This window comes from Chitinophaga sp. (assembly GCF_035761305.1).
Taxonomy (GTDB): domain Bacteria; phylum Bacteroidota; class Bacteroidia; order Chitinophagales; family Chitinophagaceae; genus Chitinophaga.
Map to the genome: position 1 here is coordinate 31,803 of NZ_DASTRI010000268.1, position 18,309 is coordinate 50,111.

Below are 18,309 nucleotides of genomic sequence, written 5' to 3' on the forward strand. Positions count from 1 at the left end.
CAGACTGCCGCTTTGTATTAATATGTTAGCAGGGAAGCGTGCCCGTTACAGGAAACCCAGTTCCAGGCGGGCCTCTTCTGTCATCATTTCTTTAGTCCAGGGCGGGTCAAAGGTAAGGTGTACATCTACATCACTTACCTCTTCAATAGCACGTATCTTCTGGTCTACCTCCATCACAATATCGCCGGCAACCGGGCAGCCGGGCGCGGTAAGCGTCATGGTAATGCCTATACGGTTGTTTTCACCGATCTTTATTTCATATACCAGTCCAAGCTCAAATATATTCACCGGTATCTCCGGGTCGTACACGGTTCTGAGCGTGTCTTCTATCTTATCCCGTAAGCTACGTTCTTCCATATTGCAAAATTTAGGTTGTTTCAGCTTTCCATTTTTGCCATGTAGGCCACTGCATACAGCTTCATTTGCTTAAGCATGCTTAGCAAACCGTTGGAGCGGGTGGGGGAGAGGTGGCTGCGCAGGCCAATGGCATCAATGAAGTAAATATCTGCGTCGGCAATGTCTTTGGGTGTTTGGCCGGAAAGCACAGAGATCATGAGGCTGATAAGGCCTTTGGTGATCACCGCATCACTGTCGCCGGTAAAGTACAGCTTCCCATCCTTCAGCTCAGTGTGCAGCCATACTCTCGACTGGCAGCCTTTGATCAGGTTATCGTCTGTTTTATACTTTTCATCTATCAGCGGCAGCTCTTTTCCCAGCTGAATAATGTATTCGTATTTATCCATCCATTCTTCCATCATGGAAAAATCCGCTACCAGCTCATCCTGTTTTTCATTGATCGTCATTGTTGTCTGTTATTTATCGCAGCATGGCAACGGCCCTTTTTACGGCTGCTACCAGCTTGTCCACTTCTTCAAATGTGTTGTAAAAGGAGAGGGAGGCGCGTACTGTGCCGGGTATCTTAAACAGGTCCATCAAAGGCTCTGTACAATGGTGGCCTGTGCGTACGGCTATGCCCTGTTTATCCAGCAGCTCTCCCAGGTCATAGGGATGAATATCATCCACCAGGAAGGAGATAGCGCCGGAGCGGTGGGCGGCCTGTCCTATCAGGCGCAGGCCAGGTATGGCTTGCAGCGACTGCAGGGCATATTCCTGCAGCTGCGCTTCCCATTGCTGTATCTTGCCCAGCCCTACCTGCTGCAGGTAATTAAGCGCAGCGCCTAACCCGATAGCGCCTGATACATCGGGGGTGCCGGCTTCAAACTTGTAGGGCAGCTCGTTATAAATGGTTTTGGCAAAGGTTACGGTCTTGATCATATCGCCGCCGCCCTGGTAGGGAGGCATTTTATTCAGCCATGCTGCTTTGCCGTATAACACGCCTATGCCGGTGGGGCCATATATTTTATGGCCTGAAAACGCCAGGAAATCAGGCTGCAGGGCCTGTACATCTATACTCATGTGCTGTATGGCCTGGGCGGCATCGAGCAGCACCGGTATATTGCGTGCATGCGCCTGCGTTATAATGTCCTTTACCGGGTTCACCGTACCCATGGTGTTTGACACATAAGTAACGGCCACTATTTTTACCCGCTCGTCCAGCAGTTTGCTGAACTCGTTCATCAGCAGCTCACCCTTTTCATTAATGGGTATTACCTTCAGCGTTGCGCCTTTCTCTTCACAGATCATTTGCCAGGGCACTATGTTGGAGTGGTGCTCCATGGCAGATATTACCACGGTATCGCCGGGCTGTAAAAAGGTACGGCCAAAGCTGCTGGCTACCAGGTTAATGCTGTCGGTAGTGCCTTTGGTAAAAATAACTTCGTGGCTGTATTGGGCATTAATGTAAGCGGCTACGGTTTTGCGGGCTTCTTCATACGCGTCTGTGGCGCGCTGGCTAAGGTGATGCACGCCGCGGTGCACATTGCTGTTATAACCGGTATAATACTGCTCCAGTGTGTCCAGCACCACCTGCGGTTTTTGCGTAGTAGCGCCGTTATCAAAATACACTAAGGGCAATCCATACACGGTGGCCTGCTGCAGCAGCGGAAAATCTTTCCGGATACGTGCTACGTCTAATGCGGGTGCGGCTATTGCTGATGCGTGGTCCATACGCTTAATTCAATTAATAATGAATAATGAAGAATTAATAATTACGGGGCGGCGTGCCTTTGAATAATGAACGTCTTCATTATTCATTATTAATTATCAATTCTTAATTACTGATCACCGCCCTGATCTCTTCTGTCAGGTAGTGCTGCAGGGCGGGTATATGCACCTGGTCGGTGATGTCAAAGGCAAATGCATTCACCAGCAGGTTCTTGGCTGCTTCCGCGCCAATGCCGCGGGAGCGGAGATAGAACAGCGATTCATCGCTGAACTGCCCTACGGTAAAACCGTGGCTGCATTTTACATCATCTGCATATATTTCCAGCTGCGGCTGTGAGTTGATGGTGGCCTTTTCGCTCAGCAGCAGGTTGTTGTTCTGCTGGAAAGCATTTGTTTTTTGCGCGTCCTGGTGTACATGTATGCGGCCGGTGAATACGCTGTTGGCGGTATCAAGCAGCACGCCCTTGTACAGCTCATTGCTGTTGCAGTTGGGCACCAGGTGGTCTACAAAAGTATGATTGTCTACATGCTGGTTGCCGTTTGCCAGGTACAGGCCGTGGAGGTCTGTTTCTGTATAGCTGCCGCTCAATGCTACGCTGGTGTTGTTGCGTATAAGGGTAGCTTCCGGCAATGCAAAGCTATAGTGGTGGTAGCGGCTGTAAGCATCCTGCCGTGCGGCGGTGTGGGTTACGTGCCGGCTGTTTTGTGCGGCATTCTGGATGTTGTAATGCCACAGCTCCGCATTTTCTTCCAGCACTACCTCATTTACGCTGTTCACAAAGGCAACTGCATCGTTATGCAGGCCCAGGGTGCTTTCTATTACCGTGGCCGATGCATGCGGATGCGCGATCCACAGGTGGCGGGGTTGCAGGAAAGCGTGCTGTGTAAGCGTATATACGTGAATGATATGTAAAGGTTTATCCAGTACGGCGTTTGCTTTAAGCTCAATAAAAAGGCCGTCTGCAAACAATGCGGTGTTCAGCGCGGCAAAGGGCTGGTCGGCCAGGTGAGGGTGCTTGTCAAAAAAGGCTTTGAACCCTTTTTGCTGCGTGGCTTCGCTTAGCTTGCTTACCGTGATGTCTTTTGCATCCGGCAGGTCGGAAAGCTCCGGCTGCAGGTGCCCGTTCACCAGCACCGCGCGGTAGCAGGAGAGCTCCGGTATAAAGGCCGGCGCCAGCTGGGCGGCGGTTACCGGTAATGCCTGCTGCTGCAGTATAAAGGGCTGCTCCTTTAAAACCCGCTGGATGTTGGTGTACCGCCAGGCCTCTGTTTTAATGTCGGGCAGGCCCAGGGTCCTGAAACGCGCCAGGGCATCCTGCCGCAGGCCGTACAGCACATCTTCCTTCGGGGTAAGGCCGTTACCTCCTTCCAGTATATGTTGGTAAAATGGAATCGTCATTGCTTTAATTGATAATTATGATAATTAATAATTAATAAAGAATAATTAATAATTAAGGCGATGTTCAATCTACGTCGGTCCTATTAATTATTCATTCTTCATTATTAATTAAATCAGGCATGCACCTCAGCCTCTTTCAGCCAGTCGTACCCTTTTTCTTCCAGTTCCAGCGCCAGTTCCTTGGTGCCGGTTTTTACGATACGCCCGTTGTACAGCACGTGCACAAAATCCGGAACAATGTATTCCAGCAGGCGCTGGTAGTGGGTAATTACCAGGAAGGATTTTTCCGGGCTGCGCAGCTTGTTTACGCCGGCAGCTACAATGCGCAGGGCGTCAATGTCCAAACCGGAATCTGTTTCGTCCAGGATGCCCAGCTTGGGATCCAGCATGGCCAGCTGCAGAATTTCGTTACGTTTCTTTTCACCGCCGGAGAAACCTTCGTTCAGGGAGCGGTTCATGAGGTTGGCGTTAAATTCTACCAGCTGTTGTTTTTCCTTGGTAAGCTTCAGGAATTCCTTGGCTTCCATAGGAGGTAATCCTTTATAGGCCCTTATTTCGTTCAGGGCGGTCTTGAGGAAGTTAATGTTGGACACGCCGGGTATTTCTACCGGGTACTGGAATGCCAGGAACAACCCTTCGCGGGCGCGGTCTTCGGGTGAGAGCTCCAGCAGTTCCTTGCCGTCAAATATCACTTCACCTTGTGTGACAGTATAGTTTTCGCGGCCTGCCAGCACAGAAGCCAGGGAGCTTTTGCCGGAGCCGTTGGGGCCCATAATGGCATGCACCTCGCCTTTGCGGATCTCCAGGTCTATCCCCTTCAGTATTGCTTTTCCGTCTACTTCTGCGTGCAGATTTTTAATCGTCAGCATGATATTGTTTATGTTTCTCTGTGTTTTATTCTTTTCGTTAATTATCCTACGCTGCCCTCTAATGTGATGGACAGCAGCTTTTGTGCTTCTACGGCAAACTCCATAGGCAGCTGGTTCAGCACTTCCTTGGCATAACCGTTCACAATGAGCGCTACTGCTTTTTCCGTATCAATGCCACGCTGGTTCAGGTAAAAGATCTGGTCTTCCCCGATCTTGGAGGTAGTGGCTTCGTGCTCCACAGTGGCGGTTTTGTTCCGGGATTCAATGTACGGGAAGGTATGCGCGCCGCAACGGTTACCGATCAGCAGCGAGTCGCACTGGGTAAAGTTACGGGCGTTGTATGCGCGGGGACCTACCTGTACCAGGCCGCGGTAGGTGTTATCTCCCTGTCCGGCAGAGATACCTTTGGATATAATGCGGCTGCGGGTGTTGCGGCCCAGGTGATATATTTTGGTGCCGGTGTCTGCTATCTGTTTGTTGCGGGTAACAGCCACGGAGTAGAACTCGCCCATGGCGTCGTCGCCCTGCAGTATTACGCTGGGGTATTTCCAGGTAATGGAGGAGCCGGTTTCTACCTGCGTCCACGATATTTTGCTGCTGTTGCCTTTGCAGATACCGCGTTTGGTTACGAAATTGTAGATACCGCCTTTACCGTCTTTATCACCGGGGTACCAGTTCTGTACGGTGGAGTATTTTATTTCCGCATGATCCAGGGCTACCAGCTCTACTACGGCGGCGTGCAGCTGGTTTTCGTCGCGCATAGGGGCGGTACAGCCTTCCAGGTAGCTAACGTAGCTGTTGTCGTCGGCAATAATAAGCGTACGTTCAAACTGGCCCGTGTTCTGCGCATTGATACGGAAGTAGGTGCTCAGCTCCATGGGGCAGCGTACGCCCTTGGGAATATATACGAATGAGCCGTCGGAAAATACCGCGGCGTTCAGTGCTGCAAAAACGTTGTCGGAATGGGGCACTACAGAACCCAGGTATTTCTTTACCAGGTCCGGGTGTTCCTTTACGGCCTCCCCGAAGGAGCAGAAGATAACGCCCATTTCCTTCAGCTTGGTTTTAAAGGTAGTGGCAACGGACACGCTGTCAAACACGGCATCTACGGCTACGCCGGACAATGCCTTCTGCTCATTCAGCGGAATGCCCAGCTTTTCAAAGGTAGCCAGCAGTTCAGGGTCTACTTCATCCAGGCTGGCAAGCTGCTTCTTCTTCTTGGGCGCTGCATAGTAAGACACCTTCTGAAAGTCGATCTCGGGCATTTCAAAGTGCTGCCACCTGGGCATCTGCATCTTCTTAAATGCCTGGTACCCTTTCAGGCGCCATTCCAGCAGCCATTCCGGCTCTTCTTTTTTGGCTGATATAAAGCGGATGGTTTCTTCGTTCAGGCCAGCCGGCGCTATATCCATTTCAATATCGGTGGTAAAGCCAAACTCATACTCTTTGTTGGCAATATCATCGATTATTTCATTACTGTTTCTCATATTCTGTTAGGGTGATTTACTGTTGTAAATCTGAAATCTTGTAATTAACTATACGGCAAAGCTTTCGCCGCAGCTGCAGGTGCGGGTGGCGTTTGGATTATTGAAAAACAATCCTTTACCATTCAGGCCATCGGAATAATCCAGCTCCGTGCCGTAAAGATATAGGAGGCTTTTCATTTGTACCACTATCTTAATGCCTTTATCCTCAAATACCTGGTCGCCTGCCTGTTCATCGTTCTCAAACTTCAGCACATATTCCAGCCCTGAACAGCCGCCGCCTTTAACGCCTACGCGTACAAAGGTGCCGGGTGCATGGCTTTCCCGCACCATCAGGTCTTTTATGTATTCGCTTGCTTTTTCTGAAACGGTTATCATATATACTCGCTTTTATAGCTTTAAAAATTTTTACGGTCAGCGCTTTGGCGGAATGCCAAAGCCGTTGCTGACTGCTTTTATTTATACCGCTGCCGGCCTTGCATCGGCCAGCAAGGTTATCATCTGGTCAAATTTGTTCCGGTACAAGGGTGCAAAGTTACTGTTATCTGGCTCAAATAAATGATCTCTTATTACAGGAATGGAAAAAGGAAGCACCCAGGCGCGTAAAGCCTTTGCTACAGCATCCATGGCGTTAATGCCCTGCATGGCCTGCGTACCGCCGGCCCAGCTTACCAAAGCTACAACCTTTCCGGTTAAATAGGGGCGGCCATGCCTGCTGGTAAGCTCCAGCCAATCCAGGCAGTTTTTCATGACGCCGGTCATGCTGCCATGATATAAAGGAGTAAGCCATACCTGCAGCTCGGACCTGCAAAAAGCATCGCACATGGCCTGTACGCCGGCGGATGTTTCCTGTTTGCCAGGGTCAAAGAACGGGATGTTGGCGCCTGCCGGGCTGAATATCTCCGTGGTAAAGCCCTTGTTACGAAAAGCCTCCTCAAAGTAGCCCGCTACCCGCCCTGCCGTAGCGTGCGGCCGGTCATCCATTGAGCCGTTAAATATCAGGACGTTCATCTAATTACTTAATTACCAGTTTTTTATATTGTTATAGCGGGACGGATCCTTTAAGATGCTGTTACAAAGGTCGTATAACCCTACAACAATATTTTTTTGAATAGTACAAATTTACGACATTTACAATAAAACAAGCAAGTACTTGGAAAATTATATGCCAAAGATTAAAGCTGCTGCCGACCGGTTGCTGGTGCTGTTAAAGACCCGCGGACCGCAAACTGCTGCCTCCCTGGCTGCCGAACTGGGCATAACGGGAGAAGGGGCTCGCCTGCAACTGCTGAAACTGGCAGAGGAAGGATTGGTAACAGCTGCTACCAGTGCCAAAGGCGTAGGCCGGCCGGTGCAGGTATGGAGCCTTACCGCGCAGGGGAATGCTCATTTTCCGGATACCCATGCCGCGCTCACCCTGCAGCTCATGCAAACCATCCGCCATGAGCTGGGACAGGAAGCGCTGGACCAGATCATTAATGCGCGTGAAAAGCAGCAATTGGAAAAATACCGGGCCGCCCTGGAAGGCGCCGCAGATATAGCAGACAAAATAGCCCGCTTTGCCGCCCTGCGTACGGCGGAAGGTTTTCTGGCGGAATGGCGCCGGGACGAGCAGGGCTTTATTTTTATAGAGAACCATTGCCCGATTTGCAGCGCTGCTTCGCAATGTGTAAACATTTGCCAGTCAGAGCTCAGGACCTTCCGCGCCATACTGGGCAGCGAAGTGCATATACGGCGCACCGATCATATTGTTGAGGGCGCTCATCGCTGTGTTTACCGGATAGAATTTATGGAGCAGCTGGCCTTTAAGGCCGATTAATGCGCTTTACCAATTAGAAAAAGGTTTTATGCATTGCCATAAAGCAGGGTAGTGCTTTCCCTAAAGCAGCGTTTTGGATTATCTTAAAACGGCTTAAGTACGCTTTTACCCGGGATAGCGTACGCTTTTACTACGGGGTTTATACGCTTTTAATACCAGTTGCGCACGGGTTGCGGTGCTATGGCGCAGGAGAAACTTAAAAAATCAGCACCAGCGTACCCCCTATAATCATCAGCGCGCCGATGGCCGTTTTCCAGGTAAGGGCTTCATGCAGGAAAATCATGGATAATAGGATGGTGAGCGCCACGCTCAGCTTATCTACCGGGGCCACCTGCGATACCTTGCCTATTTGCAGGGCTTTGAAATAGCAGATCCAGGAAAGTCCGGTAGCCACCCCTGATAACAACAGGAACAGCAGGCTATGCCGGGAAAGGCTGCCGAGCCCTTTGGCTTCGTTCCGGGCCAGCACAATGCTCCAGGCAATAACCAGTATAACAATGGTACGGATGGCGGTGGCCAGGTTGGAGTTTATTGCCGACACGCCTATTTTCGCAAATATGGCCGTAAGCGCGGCAAAAAAGGCGGAAAGTAAAGCATAAAGCCACCACATAAGCACTATTTTAAAACGATCATCTGAAATATAACGTGCCGCCGGCATCATCCCTACCTGAATATGCCCGGTTTCTTTTATATTTTTTTGCCCAATATTTTCAGGCTTCTTTTTACGCCGTCCAGCTCGGCTATGTCGGGCATATGGGCCCATTCTTCAAAGCCCATTTTCGCAAACAATTGCAGGCTCGGGTGGTTGTGCGCGAATATAAAGCCCAGCAGGTTTTCTACTCCCAGGGAGGGGCATTGTTCCATGGCATACGCTAACGCTGTTTTGCCCAGCCCTTTACCCCTGAAATCAGGGTGGAGGTAAATGCTGATCTCTACCGTGGCATTATAGGCAGGGCGCCCGTAAAAAGATTGCATGCTTACCCAGCCGGCCACCCGGCCTTCGGTTTCCGCTATCCACAGGGGGCGCTTGCCCGGTACATGGGCATGAAACCAGGGTACCCGGCTTTCAACGGTAACAGGGTCAACATCGGCTGTTACCATGCGTGACGGGATGGTGGTGTTGTAAATATCCACAATCACCGGCAGGTCGGAAAGGAGCGCATTTCGGAATTGAACTTTCATAGGGCGCCAAAAATACAAATTATCATTGTGCGGCCAACGGCCCTCACAGCTTTAGCCGTTTTAGCCGTTTCTTTTTAGGGCGTTCCGGCAGCTCACCCAGCAGAATGGCCCAGGGCTGCATTACTTCAATATGCTCAAACACTATTTTCATGATGGCGATAATGGGAATGGCCAGGAACATGCCGGGTATACCCCACAGCAGGTTGCCGGTTACCACGCCGATAATGGTTACCAGGGCATTGATCTTTACTTTGGCGCCCACAATGCGGGGCAGCAGGATGTTGCTGTCCAGGAAGTGCACTACCAGCAGGGCAATGCCCACCTGCACGCTGGCGCCAAGGGTGCCGGTGGTCATGGTTACCACCATGCTTACTATAATAGCGGTGAAAATGCCCAGGTAGGGTATCAGGTTAAAAATGGCGGCCATAATGCCCAGCAGCGTGGCATATTTAATACCCAGCAGCCAAAAGATGCTGCAGTTTACCACTGCCACCACAATCATTTCTATCATTAACCCGCTTACATAGCTTTTGATGATAATGCGGGTTTGCCGGATAACATCCAGCAGCTCTTCGCGGTGCTTTTCCTGGAAAAGCCTTACCAGGAAGGCAATAAGCAGGGAACGGTACAGCAGCAGGAAAAAGGAGTACAGCAGCACAAATATGATGAATATCACCATGGAAGATACAGCGCCCAGGGTTTGGCTGAGAAAAGAGGTGGCGGAACCCAGGGTACCCATCGCCATTTGCTCCAGGTAATCCATCTGCTTATGGGTATTGATTTTGAAATTTGCGTTTATCCATATCTGTAAGGAGTCGAGGCTGTGCAGCAGCTGCTGCTGCAGGTGGGGGAAGTCCGACACAAAAGCGCCCATTTGCCTGGTAAGCAACAGTACCACGCTCACCAGCAGGATCACAAAAATAAGCACGGCTATAAAGGCGGCCAGCCCGCGCGGCACGCGCAGCTGTTCCATAGTATGGGCCAGGGGCAGCAGCATAATGGCAACCAGGAAGGCGAATACCAGCGGTATGAGTATACCGGCGCAGTAATGCCCTATATAAATAACCAGTACCAGCGATAACAGGGTGAAGGCAAGGCGGGCATTGAAAGGGAGCTTATACTCGTTCATACAAAGATTTGTTCAAAAATAACAGGTTTATCGGTTTGTTGGTTTATTAGTTTATTATTAGTAGTTTGAGGCCACCCTACACATCATCAATGATTAAACCAATTTAACCAAATGCGAAAACTGCTATCCCTTTTGTCACTATGCCTGTTGCTGCTGCTGGGCCCTCACAGCCATGCTCAATCTGCAAAAAAGTATAATCCGCTGGACAGCCTGCCGATACGGGGCTTTTGTATTGGCGCGCCTTTTGTGCAAGGGCTGGACGAATTTATTACATTCATTCATAAAGACCTGGCGCCCCGGCATATTAATACCCTGGTGCTGCGGATCGACTATAACTATCAATATAAAAGCCACCCGGAGTTGAGCGACTCAGGGGCATTGTCCAAACAGGACGTAGCCAAACTGGTGCGGGCCTGTAAGGAAGAGCACATCCGCATTATACCGCAGGTGAACCTGCTGGGGCACCAGTCCTGGGCAGGAAAGGTAAACAACCTGCTGCGGGTGTACCCCCAGTTTGATGAAACGCCCTGGGTAAAAATGCCGGAACATTATGTATGGCCCAATGCAGACGGCTTATACTGCAAAAGCTACTGCCCCCTGCACCCCGAAGTGCACAAGGTGGTGTTTGACATCATAGACGAGATCTGCGATGCCTTTGAATCTACCGCTTTTCACGCTGGTATGGATGAGGTGTTTTATATAGGCGAAGCTAAGTGCCCGCGCTGCGGCGGCCGTGATAAGGCCGGGCTTTTTGCCGGTGAAGTAAGCACCCTGCGCAACCACCTGGCGGAAAAGCAACGGCAGCTGTGGATATGGGGCGACCGCCTGCTGGATGGTAAAACAACCGGCATGGGCATGTGGGAAGCCAGCATGAACAATACTTACCGCGCTGTAGACCTGATACCTAAAGATGTAATGATCTGCGACTGGCACTACGACCGCCCGGATAAAACACCGGTATATTTTGCCATGAAAGGCCTGCATGTGATCACCTGCCCCTGGCGCAAACCGCAGGTAGGGATCATTCAGCTGGAGGATATGGACCGTTTCCGCAGGGACGCCACACCGGAGCTGAAGCCCATGTATGAAGGTATGATGCAAACAATATGGTCGCCGGCCGGCGCTTTCCTGGATGAATATTACGGGCGTAAAACCAACCCCAGGGACAGCGTAAACACGCAGAGCAACTGCTTTAAAGCAGTGTTTAAATAAATGTGCAGATATGCAAATGTGCAGCTGTGCAGATGATGATTGCCGTTGTATCTATTCATGAACAAATGAATGAACAAATGACCTTTCATTTGCACAGCTGCACATTTGCATATCCGCACATCTTTTTTAGATTTGTTTCATGTAAGGAATGTAAATCTCACACAGGTTAGGACCTGTAAGGGATATAAAGAAGTGATTGCCGCTCATTTTATAAATGCCTTCACGGCAGCAGCGGTTAATAAAGTCGTACATAGGTATGCCGGCGCTTATAAAGTCCAGCGGCACCTGCAGGCGCAGGTAATGGCCGCCGGCCATGCGTTTACGGATAAGATGTTTTACCTGCTCGCCCAGCTGTAAGTTGCCCTGTGTATCTTTAACGGGTACGCATACACCGGCATACATGCTCAGTTTTTCATAATCAGTTACAGGTACGGCGTCGAGGGTGCCGGTTATAATTTTGCCCTGGGGAAGATCCAGCTGGTCCAGCATTTTGCGGAAGCGCTGTTCATGATAGCTCATTTTCATTACCAGCTGCGCTATGGGGTCCTGGCCGTAGGAGATGAGCGTATAATACATTATGGCATCGGGCAGTATTACATGCTCCGCTCTTTCAAAGCTGAAAAAGTTGCTGATAGTGCTGCCCTGCTGTGCGTGTACGGCAGTTATCATGGCTGTCATTTCCAGGGTCCTTTTTTCGTTGGGCAGCTCTTCTATCCTGCGGAAGTAACGGGGGCTGCCGCCGAAATGGTTGGTAAAGGCTTTTGTAAATGCGGCGATGGTGGCATAGCCCGAAAGGTCGCTGATTTCGCCGATGTTGTACCCGCTGTGGCGCAGGAGCCCGGCAGCCAGCTCCAGGCGGTGGCGTTTTACGTATTGCCAGTAAGGTTCACCCATAATCTCTGCAAAAATGTGATAGAAGTAAGAGTAGGAGATCCCCAGCCAGTCAGATACGTCCTTCATACTAAAGGACTCCATTACATGATCATCGGCATACCCCAGGCCACGCAGGGCATATTGCTCTAATTGATCTTTTGTGGGCGCTTTGGGTTTCATTTTAAATAAAAATAGTTGTGAGGTTAGTGTAAGCGATTAGCGCACAGATAATTATAGGTGTGTGTTACAAATAATGAATAAAAATTTTTTCTAATTAAAATAAAATTAATGTTTTTAGGAGGAATGGAGAAAAAATTATTACCTGGAAATTGAAAACTATAACTTTATACTTTTTTTCAATTTCTAAACGTTATAAATAATAATTTCTCATTAGCCTCTTAAAAACCTTACCACTTGAAAAAGATTAAATGGTTACTATTGTTTACTTTCCTGGCGCCGCTCAGCGCTTTTTCACAGGACTGGCACATTGGTGGTTTTGCAGGTATTACCAATTACAGTGGTGATCTTGCACAGTCAAGGGTAGATATGCGATATACCCGCCCGGCGCTTGGCCTGATGGTAAAAAGGGACATTAACCGCTATCTGACCCTGCGGGCCGGCCTTAACTGGGGCCACATTGCCGGCGCCGACAGCACCAATGAAAGTAAAGTGCTTGTTAGTCGTAACCTAAGCTTCCGTTCTGTAATATGGGACGGACATTTTATTGCAGAATTCAATTTCCTGGATATTTATGATAGGGGTTTTACGCCTTATGTTTTTGGCGGCGTGGCCCTGTTCCAGTTTTATCCTACCACAAAAGATTCTTTGGGTAATACAGTTACCCTGCGCCGTTTGAGCACAGAAGGACAAAATACTCCTGAATACCCTGAACGGCGGCAGTATGCGCTGCACCAGATTTCCCTGCCGTTTGGCGCCGGTGTAAAAGTGATGCTGAACGATACCTGGACCCTGGGCCTGGAAATTGGTTTCCGCAAAACCTTTACCGATTACCTGGATGATGTAAGTAAAACCTATGTAGACCAGCGGTATTTACTGAGCCTTGCAGGGCAAAAGGCTGTGGATTTTGCCTACCGGGGAGATGAAGTACATACCAAGGGCATTACGCCCGGTACTTACCCGGCGGACGGCACCCAGCGTGGTTCCGATGCTCACAACGACTGGTACATCTTTTCCGGTTTAACGCTTACTTATCGTTTAGGCGGCGGGGGTATGTATGGTAAGCAGAAGTTCTCTACCTGCCCAAAATACTAAGTATATAGCCCACTTTGGCATAGTACTTGTTGGTTAAGCATGCACTTATTTCGCCCCCAACAAAGTCCACATAAAAAAAAGGTATCCCGTCAACCATCTTGTTGACGGGATTTTTATTTGGCATACTCTTTGAATTATTGACGTCGAAACAGGTTAAAAGAAGCGGTGAGCCAGCCGGCAACCGCTGCAGGAAGCTGAAACCGCGGAGGTAGTAAGCAACTGAAAGCCTGTCCGGATGGACGCTTCACTACCTGTTAATCAAAATCATATAATACACCGTACCATTTGCTCACATTAAATTCTATCAACCGGCAAACACCAGCAAACAAAACATTACAACATTCAACCTTTTGACCTTTCTCCCGTAGCACCAAGCTATTCACAACATTTACCAAGAACAAAAACTGAAACAGTATGAAACGCGTACTATTTATGATGCTGCTGTTAGTGGGCATCGCATTAACTTCCCATGCGCAAAGAAGAGGTTATTATGGTCCTCCGGGACATCATAAGCACTGGAAACGGGACCGTTGCGACGACCGCCGGTATTATTATGGTCATCATGGTTATTACCGCGCCCGCCCGGTAGTGGTGTATGAGCGCCCGGTAGTATATGAGCGCCCGGTTTATGTAGCGCCGCCGCCGCCGCCCCCACCGCCCGTAGTGTATTACCCGGCCCGCCCGCGCCCTCATATTGTTATTGACGCCGGTATTACGATTGTCCATTAAATATATATACATCGAAGCTACAGATGCTGCCTGGATGGTGCAGATGAAAGATTGAGATAGGTGAAGTCCCGTCATGCGTTCCGTGACGGGACATTTTTTATTGACATAATTTTGAGCTTACTTTGTCTTTTCATTTCGCTATGTCATACAAGCATCTAAAACACTTCATTGATACGCTGGAAAATGCGGGAGAGCTGCTGCGCATTAAAACCTATGTAGATCCCAAACTGGAAATAGCCGAGATCACCGACCGGGTAAGCAAACTGCCGGGCGGCGGAAAGGCCCTGCTGTTTGAAAATACCGGTTATGACTTCCCGGTGCTGATAAATGCCATGGGCAGCTATAAGCGTATGTGCATGGCGCTGGGCGTACAGGAACTGGACGATGTGGCGGCCGAGATCGAAGGGCTGTTTAAAATGCTGTCTAAACCCAAGGAAAGCATCCTGGATAAGCTGTCTATGCTGCCTAAGCTCAGCCAGTTTGCATCGTGGATGCCTAAGGTAGTAAGCGGTAAAGGCGCCTGCCAGGAGGTAGTGATGGCCGACCCGGACCTGTCCAGGCTGCCGGTAATGCAATGCTGGCCAAAAGACGGCGGCCCTTTTATTACCCTGCCGGTAATACATACCAAAGATCCCAACAACGGCAGCCGTAATGTGGGCATGTATCGCATGCAGGTGTTTGATAAAACCCTTACCGGCATGCACTGGCATAAGCATAAAGTAAGCGCCAAACATTTTTCGGAATATAAAAAGCTGAAAAAACGTATGCCCGTAGCGGTTATACTGGGCGGCGACCCGGTGTATACCTATTCTGCCACGGCGCCCCTGCCGGAAAATGTGGATGAATATATGCTGGCCGGTTTCCTGCGCAAGCGGAAAGTGGAGCTGGTAAAATGCCTTACCCAGCCGGAGCTGGAAGTGCCTGCCGATGCCGATTTTGTAATAGAGGGCTACGTGGAGCCCGACGAAGAGCTGATATGGGAAGGGCCTTTTGGCGACCATACGGGCTATTACTCCCTGGCCGACTGGTATCCGCGCTTTCATGTTACCTGCATTACCCACCGGAAAGATGCCGTATACCCGTCTACGATAGTAGGCATACCGCCGCAGGAAGATGCCTGGATAGGCAAGGCTACGGAACGTATTTTCCTGGCGCCTATTAAAATGACCCTGGTGCCGGAAATTATAGATATGGATATGCCCGTAGAAGGCGTATTCCATAACCTGGTGATAGCGCAGATCAAAAAAGATTATGCCGGGCAGGTGCAAAAGGTGATGAACGCCATGTGGGGAGCCGGGCAAATGATGTTCAATAAAATACTGGTGGTAACCGACGAAGGTACGGGCATACAGGATTATAAACAGCTGGCCCAATATGTATTCGGTCATCTGAACCCCGCTACAGATATTTACCTGAGCCAGGGCCCTATGGATGTGCTGGACCATTCCTGCTCTAAAATGGGCTTTGGCGGTAAAATGTGCATTGACGGCACCAGGAAGTACGACGAGGAAACAGATGATAATTACGAATTACAAATTACGAATTACGAATTAAATCCCGCGGTGCTGCAGGAGCGGTTCCCGGAAATAAAGGGCGTGAATGCATCGCTGCTGAAAATGGATATATCCTGCATACTGGTGGCCGTGGAAAAGAACCGTCCTTTTCATATTAAAGAGCTGAACGACCGCTTGTATGAGCTGCCGGAAATGGCCGGTATAAAAATGGTGCTGTATGTGGAGCATACAGTAGATGTAAATGACCTGCCCTCCGCACTGTGGCGCTTTTGTAATAATCTTGATCCCAAGCGCGACAGCTTTGTAGTAAACCTGCCGCTGCCCAATGGTAAAAGAAGAGCGGGCATCGGTTTTGACGGCACGCTGAAAACCCGCGTCCTGGATAACTTTGAGCGCGACTGGCCCAATATTATCGTGGCAGACGACGTTACCATCCGTAAAGTAGATGATAAGTGGAACGAGCTGCAGATTGGCCCGTTCGTAGCATCGCCATCCCTGAAATATAAACAACAGATTTATGGAGAAGAAGCGGTGGTACAGCAATAGCCTGTTACTATTGCTGCTGTGCTGCAGCCTGGCTGCCGCCGGGCAGGTGCGCACGGCAGATTTTCATTACCTGGATCTCCTGGAAGGCACCTGGAACATGCGCACCCGGCAAAGCGTGATCACAGAACAGTGGCATAAGGTAAACGACTCCACGTGGCAGGGGCATACCTGGCGTATAACCGGCCGTGACAGCAGCCTGCAGGAAAGTATGCAGCTGATACGCACTGCAGACGGCATTTATTATATTCCTATTGTAATGGGTCAGCATAATAACCAGCCCGTGCGCTTTAAGCTTACGGTATTAAAACCCATTGGCTTTATAGCCGAAAACCCTGCGCACGACTTTCCGAAGAAGATCACCTACCGCTGGAAAAACGAAACCCATCTGGACGCTAAAGTAGAAGGCCGGCAGGGAAATACGGAAGGGGAGTTTATTTTTCAGTATACTAAAGAGTAGGGGGGATGGAATTACGAATTGTTCAAATACTAATTGAGGGGCCACGGGGGTAGCCGGTATTTTATGCTGTTAGCAGTGCATAAAAACAAATATGCAGATGTACAAATTTTAATCATTTGCACATCTGCATATCTGCACATCCGCACATCTATTTATGTATTTCCGATGTAAAGTGAAATTCTATTTCCGGGTTGTTGGTGCGTTCTGTGTTCAGGTACCATTCAGACTGGGCCAGGTACACCAGGTGCCCGTCTTTATCTTCTACAATGTTAGCCTGTTTAAAGCGGATAAATTCTTCAATCTTTTGTTTGTTGCCGGTTATCCAGCAGGCTTTGTAAAAAGGCAGGGTATTGAACTGGCACGCCGCGCCGTATTCCTGCAGCAGGCGGTACTGGATTACTTCAAACTGCAGGTCGCCCACGCAGCCAATGATCTTGCGGTTGCCGCCGTGCTGTGTGAACAGCTGGGCCACGCCTTCATCGGTGAGTTGGCGAATGCCTTTTTCCAGCTGCTTCGTTTTCATGGGATCTTTGTTCACCAGCTCTTTGAACAGCTCCGGTGAAAAGCTGGGAATACCGGTAAAGTAAAAAGACTCGCCTTCTGTAAGGGTATCGCCAATCTTAAAGTTGCCGGTATCAAAAAGGCCTACTACATCGCCGGGGTAGGCATCATCTACCACGTTCTTTTCGCGGGCCAGGAAGGTGTAGGGATTGCTGAAACGTACGTCTTTGTCGAGGCGTACATGATGGTAAAACTTATTGCGCTCAAAGCGGCCGGAGCATACGCGCAGGAATGCAATGCGGTCGCGGTGCCGGGGGTCCAGGTTAGCATGTATCTTAAATACAAAGCCGCTGAACTTGTCTTCATCTACTGCAACGGGGCGGGTGCTGGCTTCACGGTCGCGGGGCACCGGGGCTATTTCCACGAAAGTATCAAGCAGGTCTTTTACACCGAAGTTATTCACGGCGCTGCCAAAGAATACCGGCGCCAGCTTACCTTCCAGGTACGGTTGCTTTTCAAAAGGGTCGTACACGCCTTCTATCAGCTCTACATCGTTGCGCAGCTGGGCCGCGTCCTGCGGGCTAAAGTGTTCATCTACATAGGAGCTGCTAAGGTCTTCCAGCGGCACTATATCATCATCCGTGGCCTTTTTATTGGGTAAGAAGGAAACAAAGCTTTTGTTATAGAGGTTGTACACGCCTTTGAAATCGGTGCCGCCGTTAATAGGCCAGCTCAGAGGGCGTACCTTAATGTTCAGCTTTTCTTCCAGCTCATCCAGCAGGTCAAAGGGGTTTTTACCGTCGCGGTCCATTTTGTTCACAAAAATGATCACCGGGGTATCGCGCATGCGGCATACCTCCATGAGCTTTTCAGTTTGCTCTTCCACGCCTTTTACGCAGTCGATCACCAGCACTACGCTGTCTACCGCGGTAAGGGTGCGGTAGGTATCTTCCGCAAAATCTTTGTGGCCCGGGGTGTCCAGCAGGTTCACCAGCACATCGCGGTATTCAAAGGTCATTACGGAAGTAGCCACGGATATACCGCGCTGCCGTTCAATTTCCATAAAGTCAGAGGTGGTGTGCTTCTTGATCTTATTGGATTTTACCGCACCGGCTGTTTGTATGGCGCCGCCAAATAACAGGAATTTTTCTGTTAAGGTGGTTTTACCGGCATCCGGGTGGGCGATAATGGCAAATGTTTTCCGCTTATTGATCTCGCTGGTATACTTCATTCGTAGTAATTAGTCTTTTTATCGGTCT

Annotated in this window: 19 protein-coding genes; 6 read left to right on the plus strand and 13 right to left on the minus strand. The window is 49.7% G+C overall.

Going from position 1 to position 18,309, the window contains the following annotated elements:
* Window positions 1-45 precede the first annotated feature (45 nt).
* The 8 genes from VFS25_RS22505 to VFS25_RS22540 all read right to left on the minus strand — a co-directional run bounded on the left by VFS25_RS22505 (window position 46) and on the right by VFS25_RS22540 (window position 6,827).
* Entirely contained in the window at window positions 46-357 is a 312-nt protein-coding gene (locus VFS25_RS22505; RefSeq protein WP_326464433.1) for an iron-sulfur cluster assembly protein, read from the minus strand.
* Between the two features lie 20 nt (window positions 358-377).
* On the minus strand, window positions 378-803 hold the full coding sequence (locus tag VFS25_RS22510) for a SufE family protein (RefSeq protein WP_326464434.1): 426 nt from the start codon (window positions 801-803) through the stop codon (window positions 378-380).
* 13 nt (window positions 804-816) lie between these two features.
* Window positions 817-2,067, minus strand: a complete 1,251-nt coding sequence (locus VFS25_RS22515; protein ID WP_326464435.1) for a cysteine desulfurase — start codon at window positions 2,065-2,067, stop codon at window positions 817-819.
* A gap of 103 nt (window positions 2,068-2,170) precedes the next feature.
* A complete protein-coding gene (sufD, locus tag VFS25_RS22520; protein WP_326464436.1) occupies window positions 2,171-3,463 on the minus strand; it encodes a Fe-S cluster assembly protein SufD in 1,293 nt (430 codons plus the stop codon).
* Between the two features lie 113 nt (window positions 3,464-3,576).
* Window positions 3,577-4,332, minus strand: a complete 756-nt coding sequence (sufC, locus tag VFS25_RS22525) for a Fe-S cluster assembly ATPase SufC (RefSeq protein WP_326464437.1) — start codon at window positions 4,330-4,332, stop codon at window positions 3,577-3,579.
* Between the two features lie 41 nt (window positions 4,333-4,373).
* Window positions 4,374-5,819, minus strand: a complete 1,446-nt coding sequence (gene sufB / locus VFS25_RS22530; RefSeq protein ID WP_326464438.1) for a Fe-S cluster assembly protein SufB — start codon at window positions 5,817-5,819, stop codon at window positions 4,374-4,376.
* Between the two features lie 48 nt (window positions 5,820-5,867).
* Window positions 5,868-6,194 (minus strand): iron-sulfur cluster assembly accessory protein, encoded by a 327-nt coding sequence (locus tag VFS25_RS22535; RefSeq protein ID WP_326464439.1) that lies wholly within the window; start codon window positions 6,192-6,194, stop codon window positions 5,868-5,870.
* Window positions 6,195-6,275: 81 nt separating this feature from the next.
* Window positions 6,276-6,827 carry an NAD(P)H-dependent oxidoreductase gene (locus VFS25_RS22540; RefSeq protein ID WP_326464440.1) on the minus strand — a complete coding sequence of 184 codons (552 nt, stop codon included), beginning with the start codon at window positions 6,825-6,827 and terminating at the stop codon, window positions 6,276-6,278.
* Window positions 6,828-6,981: 154 nt separating this feature from the next.
* On the opposite strand from VFS25_RS22540, the gene VFS25_RS22545 reads away from it, so the two are divergent.
* Complete coding sequence (locus tag VFS25_RS22545) at window positions 6,982-7,635, plus strand: metalloregulator ArsR/SmtB family transcription factor (protein ID WP_326464441.1); 654 nt, start codon at window positions 6,982-6,984, stop codon at window positions 7,633-7,635.
* A 196-nt stretch (window positions 7,636-7,831) separates the two neighbouring features.
* Here VFS25_RS22545 and VFS25_RS22550 read toward each other — a convergent pair whose 3' ends face one another.
* The 3 genes from VFS25_RS22550 to VFS25_RS22560 form a co-directional block, all read right to left on the minus strand.
* Window positions 7,832-8,245, minus strand: a complete 414-nt coding sequence (locus VFS25_RS22550; RefSeq protein WP_326464442.1) for an EamA family transporter — start codon at window positions 8,243-8,245, stop codon at window positions 7,832-7,834.
* Window positions 8,246-8,322: 77 nt separating this feature from the next.
* Complete coding sequence (locus VFS25_RS22555) at window positions 8,323-8,817, minus strand: GNAT family N-acetyltransferase (protein ID WP_326464443.1); 495 nt, start codon at window positions 8,815-8,817, stop codon at window positions 8,323-8,325.
* 43 nt (window positions 8,818-8,860) lie between these two features.
* Window positions 8,861-9,946, minus strand: a complete 1,086-nt coding sequence (locus tag VFS25_RS22560) for an AI-2E family transporter (RefSeq protein ID WP_326464444.1) — start codon at window positions 9,944-9,946, stop codon at window positions 8,861-8,863.
* Window positions 9,947-10,057: 111 nt separating this feature from the next.
* Between VFS25_RS22560 and VFS25_RS22565 the strand changes: the two genes are divergently transcribed.
* On the plus strand, window positions 10,058-11,158 hold the full coding sequence (locus tag VFS25_RS22565; RefSeq protein WP_326464445.1) for a family 20 glycosylhydrolase: 1,101 nt from the start codon (window positions 10,058-10,060) through the stop codon (window positions 11,156-11,158).
* 126 nt (window positions 11,159-11,284) lie between these two features.
* Here the strand turns inward: VFS25_RS22565 and VFS25_RS22570 are convergent, their stop codons facing one another.
* On the minus strand, window positions 11,285-12,211 hold the full coding sequence (locus tag VFS25_RS22570; protein ID WP_326464446.1) for a helix-turn-helix transcriptional regulator: 927 nt from the start codon (window positions 12,209-12,211) through the stop codon (window positions 11,285-11,287).
* Between the two features lie 234 nt (window positions 12,212-12,445).
* Between VFS25_RS22570 and VFS25_RS22575 the strand changes: the two genes are divergently transcribed.
* The 4 genes from VFS25_RS22575 (at window position 12,446) to VFS25_RS22590 (ending at window position 16,549) form a co-directional block, all read left to right on the plus strand.
* Window positions 12,446-13,303 (plus strand): DUF6089 family protein, encoded by an 858-nt coding sequence (locus VFS25_RS22575; RefSeq protein WP_326464447.1) that lies wholly within the window; start codon window positions 12,446-12,448, stop codon window positions 13,301-13,303.
* Window positions 13,304-13,717: 414 nt separating this feature from the next.
* Window positions 13,718-14,032 (plus strand): hypothetical protein, encoded by a 315-nt coding sequence (locus VFS25_RS22580; RefSeq protein ID WP_326464448.1) that lies wholly within the window; start codon window positions 13,718-13,720, stop codon window positions 14,030-14,032.
* A 140-nt stretch (window positions 14,033-14,172) separates the two neighbouring features.
* Complete coding sequence (locus VFS25_RS22585) at window positions 14,173-16,092, plus strand: menaquinone biosynthesis decarboxylase (RefSeq protein WP_326464449.1); 1,920 nt, start codon at window positions 14,173-14,175, stop codon at window positions 16,090-16,092.
* Window positions 16,064-16,549, plus strand: coding sequence for a DUF6265 family protein (locus tag VFS25_RS22590; RefSeq protein ID WP_326464450.1), 486 nt, complete (start codon window positions 16,064-16,066; stop codon window positions 16,547-16,549). The genes VFS25_RS22585 and VFS25_RS22590 overlap by 29 nt, the downstream gene beginning before the upstream one ends.
* Before the next feature lie 148 nt (window positions 16,550-16,697).
* On the opposite strand, the gene VFS25_RS22595 is transcribed toward VFS25_RS22590, so the two are convergent.
* Complete coding sequence (locus tag VFS25_RS22595) at window positions 16,698-18,281, minus strand: peptide chain release factor 3 (protein ID WP_326464451.1); 1,584 nt, start codon at window positions 18,279-18,281, stop codon at window positions 16,698-16,700.
* Window positions 18,282-18,309 lie beyond the last annotated feature (28 nt).

What these genes read in the sequence shown, in the direction of transcription:
- VFS25_RS22505 (WP_326464433.1), bottom strand. Translation starts at nt 357, where the DNA reads ATGGAAGAACGTAGCTTACGGGATAAGATAGAAGACACGCTCAGAACC.
- VFS25_RS22510 (WP_326464434.1), bottom strand. Translation starts at nt 803, where the DNA reads ATGACGATCAATGAAAAACAGGATGAGCTGGTAGCGGATTTTTCCATG.
- VFS25_RS22515 (WP_326464435.1), bottom strand. Translation starts at nt 2,067, where the DNA reads ATGGACCACGCATCAGCAATAGCCGCACCCGCATTAGACGTAGCACGT.
- sufD (WP_326464436.1), bottom strand. Translation starts at nt 3,463, where the DNA reads ATGACGATTCCATTTTACCAACATATACTGGAAGGAGGTAACGGCCTT.
- sufC (WP_326464437.1), bottom strand. Translation starts at nt 4,332, where the DNA reads ATGCTGACGATTAAAAATCTGCACGCAGAAGTAGACGGAAAAGCAATA.
- sufB (WP_326464438.1), bottom strand. Translation starts at nt 5,819, where the DNA reads ATGAGAAACAGTAATGAAATAATCGATGATATTGCCAACAAAGAGTAT.
- VFS25_RS22535 (WP_326464439.1), bottom strand. Translation starts at nt 6,194, where the DNA reads ATGATAACCGTTTCAGAAAAAGCAAGCGAATACATAAAAGACCTGATG.
- VFS25_RS22540 (WP_326464440.1), bottom strand. Translation starts at nt 6,827, where the DNA reads ATGAACGTCCTGATATTTAACGGCTCAATGGATGACCGGCCGCACGCT.
- VFS25_RS22545 (WP_326464441.1), top strand. Translation starts at nt 6,982, where the DNA reads ATGCCAAAGATTAAAGCTGCTGCCGACCGGTTGCTGGTGCTGTTAAAG.
- VFS25_RS22550 (WP_326464442.1), bottom strand. Translation starts at nt 8,245, where the DNA reads ATGTGGTGGCTTTATGCTTTACTTTCCGCCTTTTTTGCCGCGCTTACG.
- VFS25_RS22555 (WP_326464443.1), bottom strand. Translation starts at nt 8,817, where the DNA reads ATGAAAGTTCAATTCCGAAATGCGCTCCTTTCCGACCTGCCGGTGATT.
- VFS25_RS22560 (WP_326464444.1), bottom strand. Translation starts at nt 9,946, where the DNA reads ATGAACGAGTATAAGCTCCCTTTCAATGCCCGCCTTGCCTTCACCCTG.
- VFS25_RS22565 (WP_326464445.1), top strand. Translation starts at nt 10,058, where the DNA reads ATGCGAAAACTGCTATCCCTTTTGTCACTATGCCTGTTGCTGCTGCTG.
- VFS25_RS22570 (WP_326464446.1), bottom strand. Translation starts at nt 12,211, where the DNA reads ATGAAACCCAAAGCGCCCACAAAAGATCAATTAGAGCAATATGCCCTG.
- VFS25_RS22580 (WP_326464448.1), top strand. Translation starts at nt 13,718, where the DNA reads ATGAAACGCGTACTATTTATGATGCTGCTGTTAGTGGGCATCGCATTA.
- VFS25_RS22585 (WP_326464449.1), top strand. Translation starts at nt 14,173, where the DNA reads ATGTCATACAAGCATCTAAAACACTTCATTGATACGCTGGAAAATGCG.
- VFS25_RS22590 (WP_326464450.1), top strand. Translation starts at nt 16,064, where the DNA reads ATGGAGAAGAAGCGGTGGTACAGCAATAGCCTGTTACTATTGCTGCTG.
- VFS25_RS22595 (WP_326464451.1), bottom strand. Translation starts at nt 18,281, where the DNA reads ATGAAGTATACCAGCGAGATCAATAAGCGGAAAACATTTGCCATTATC.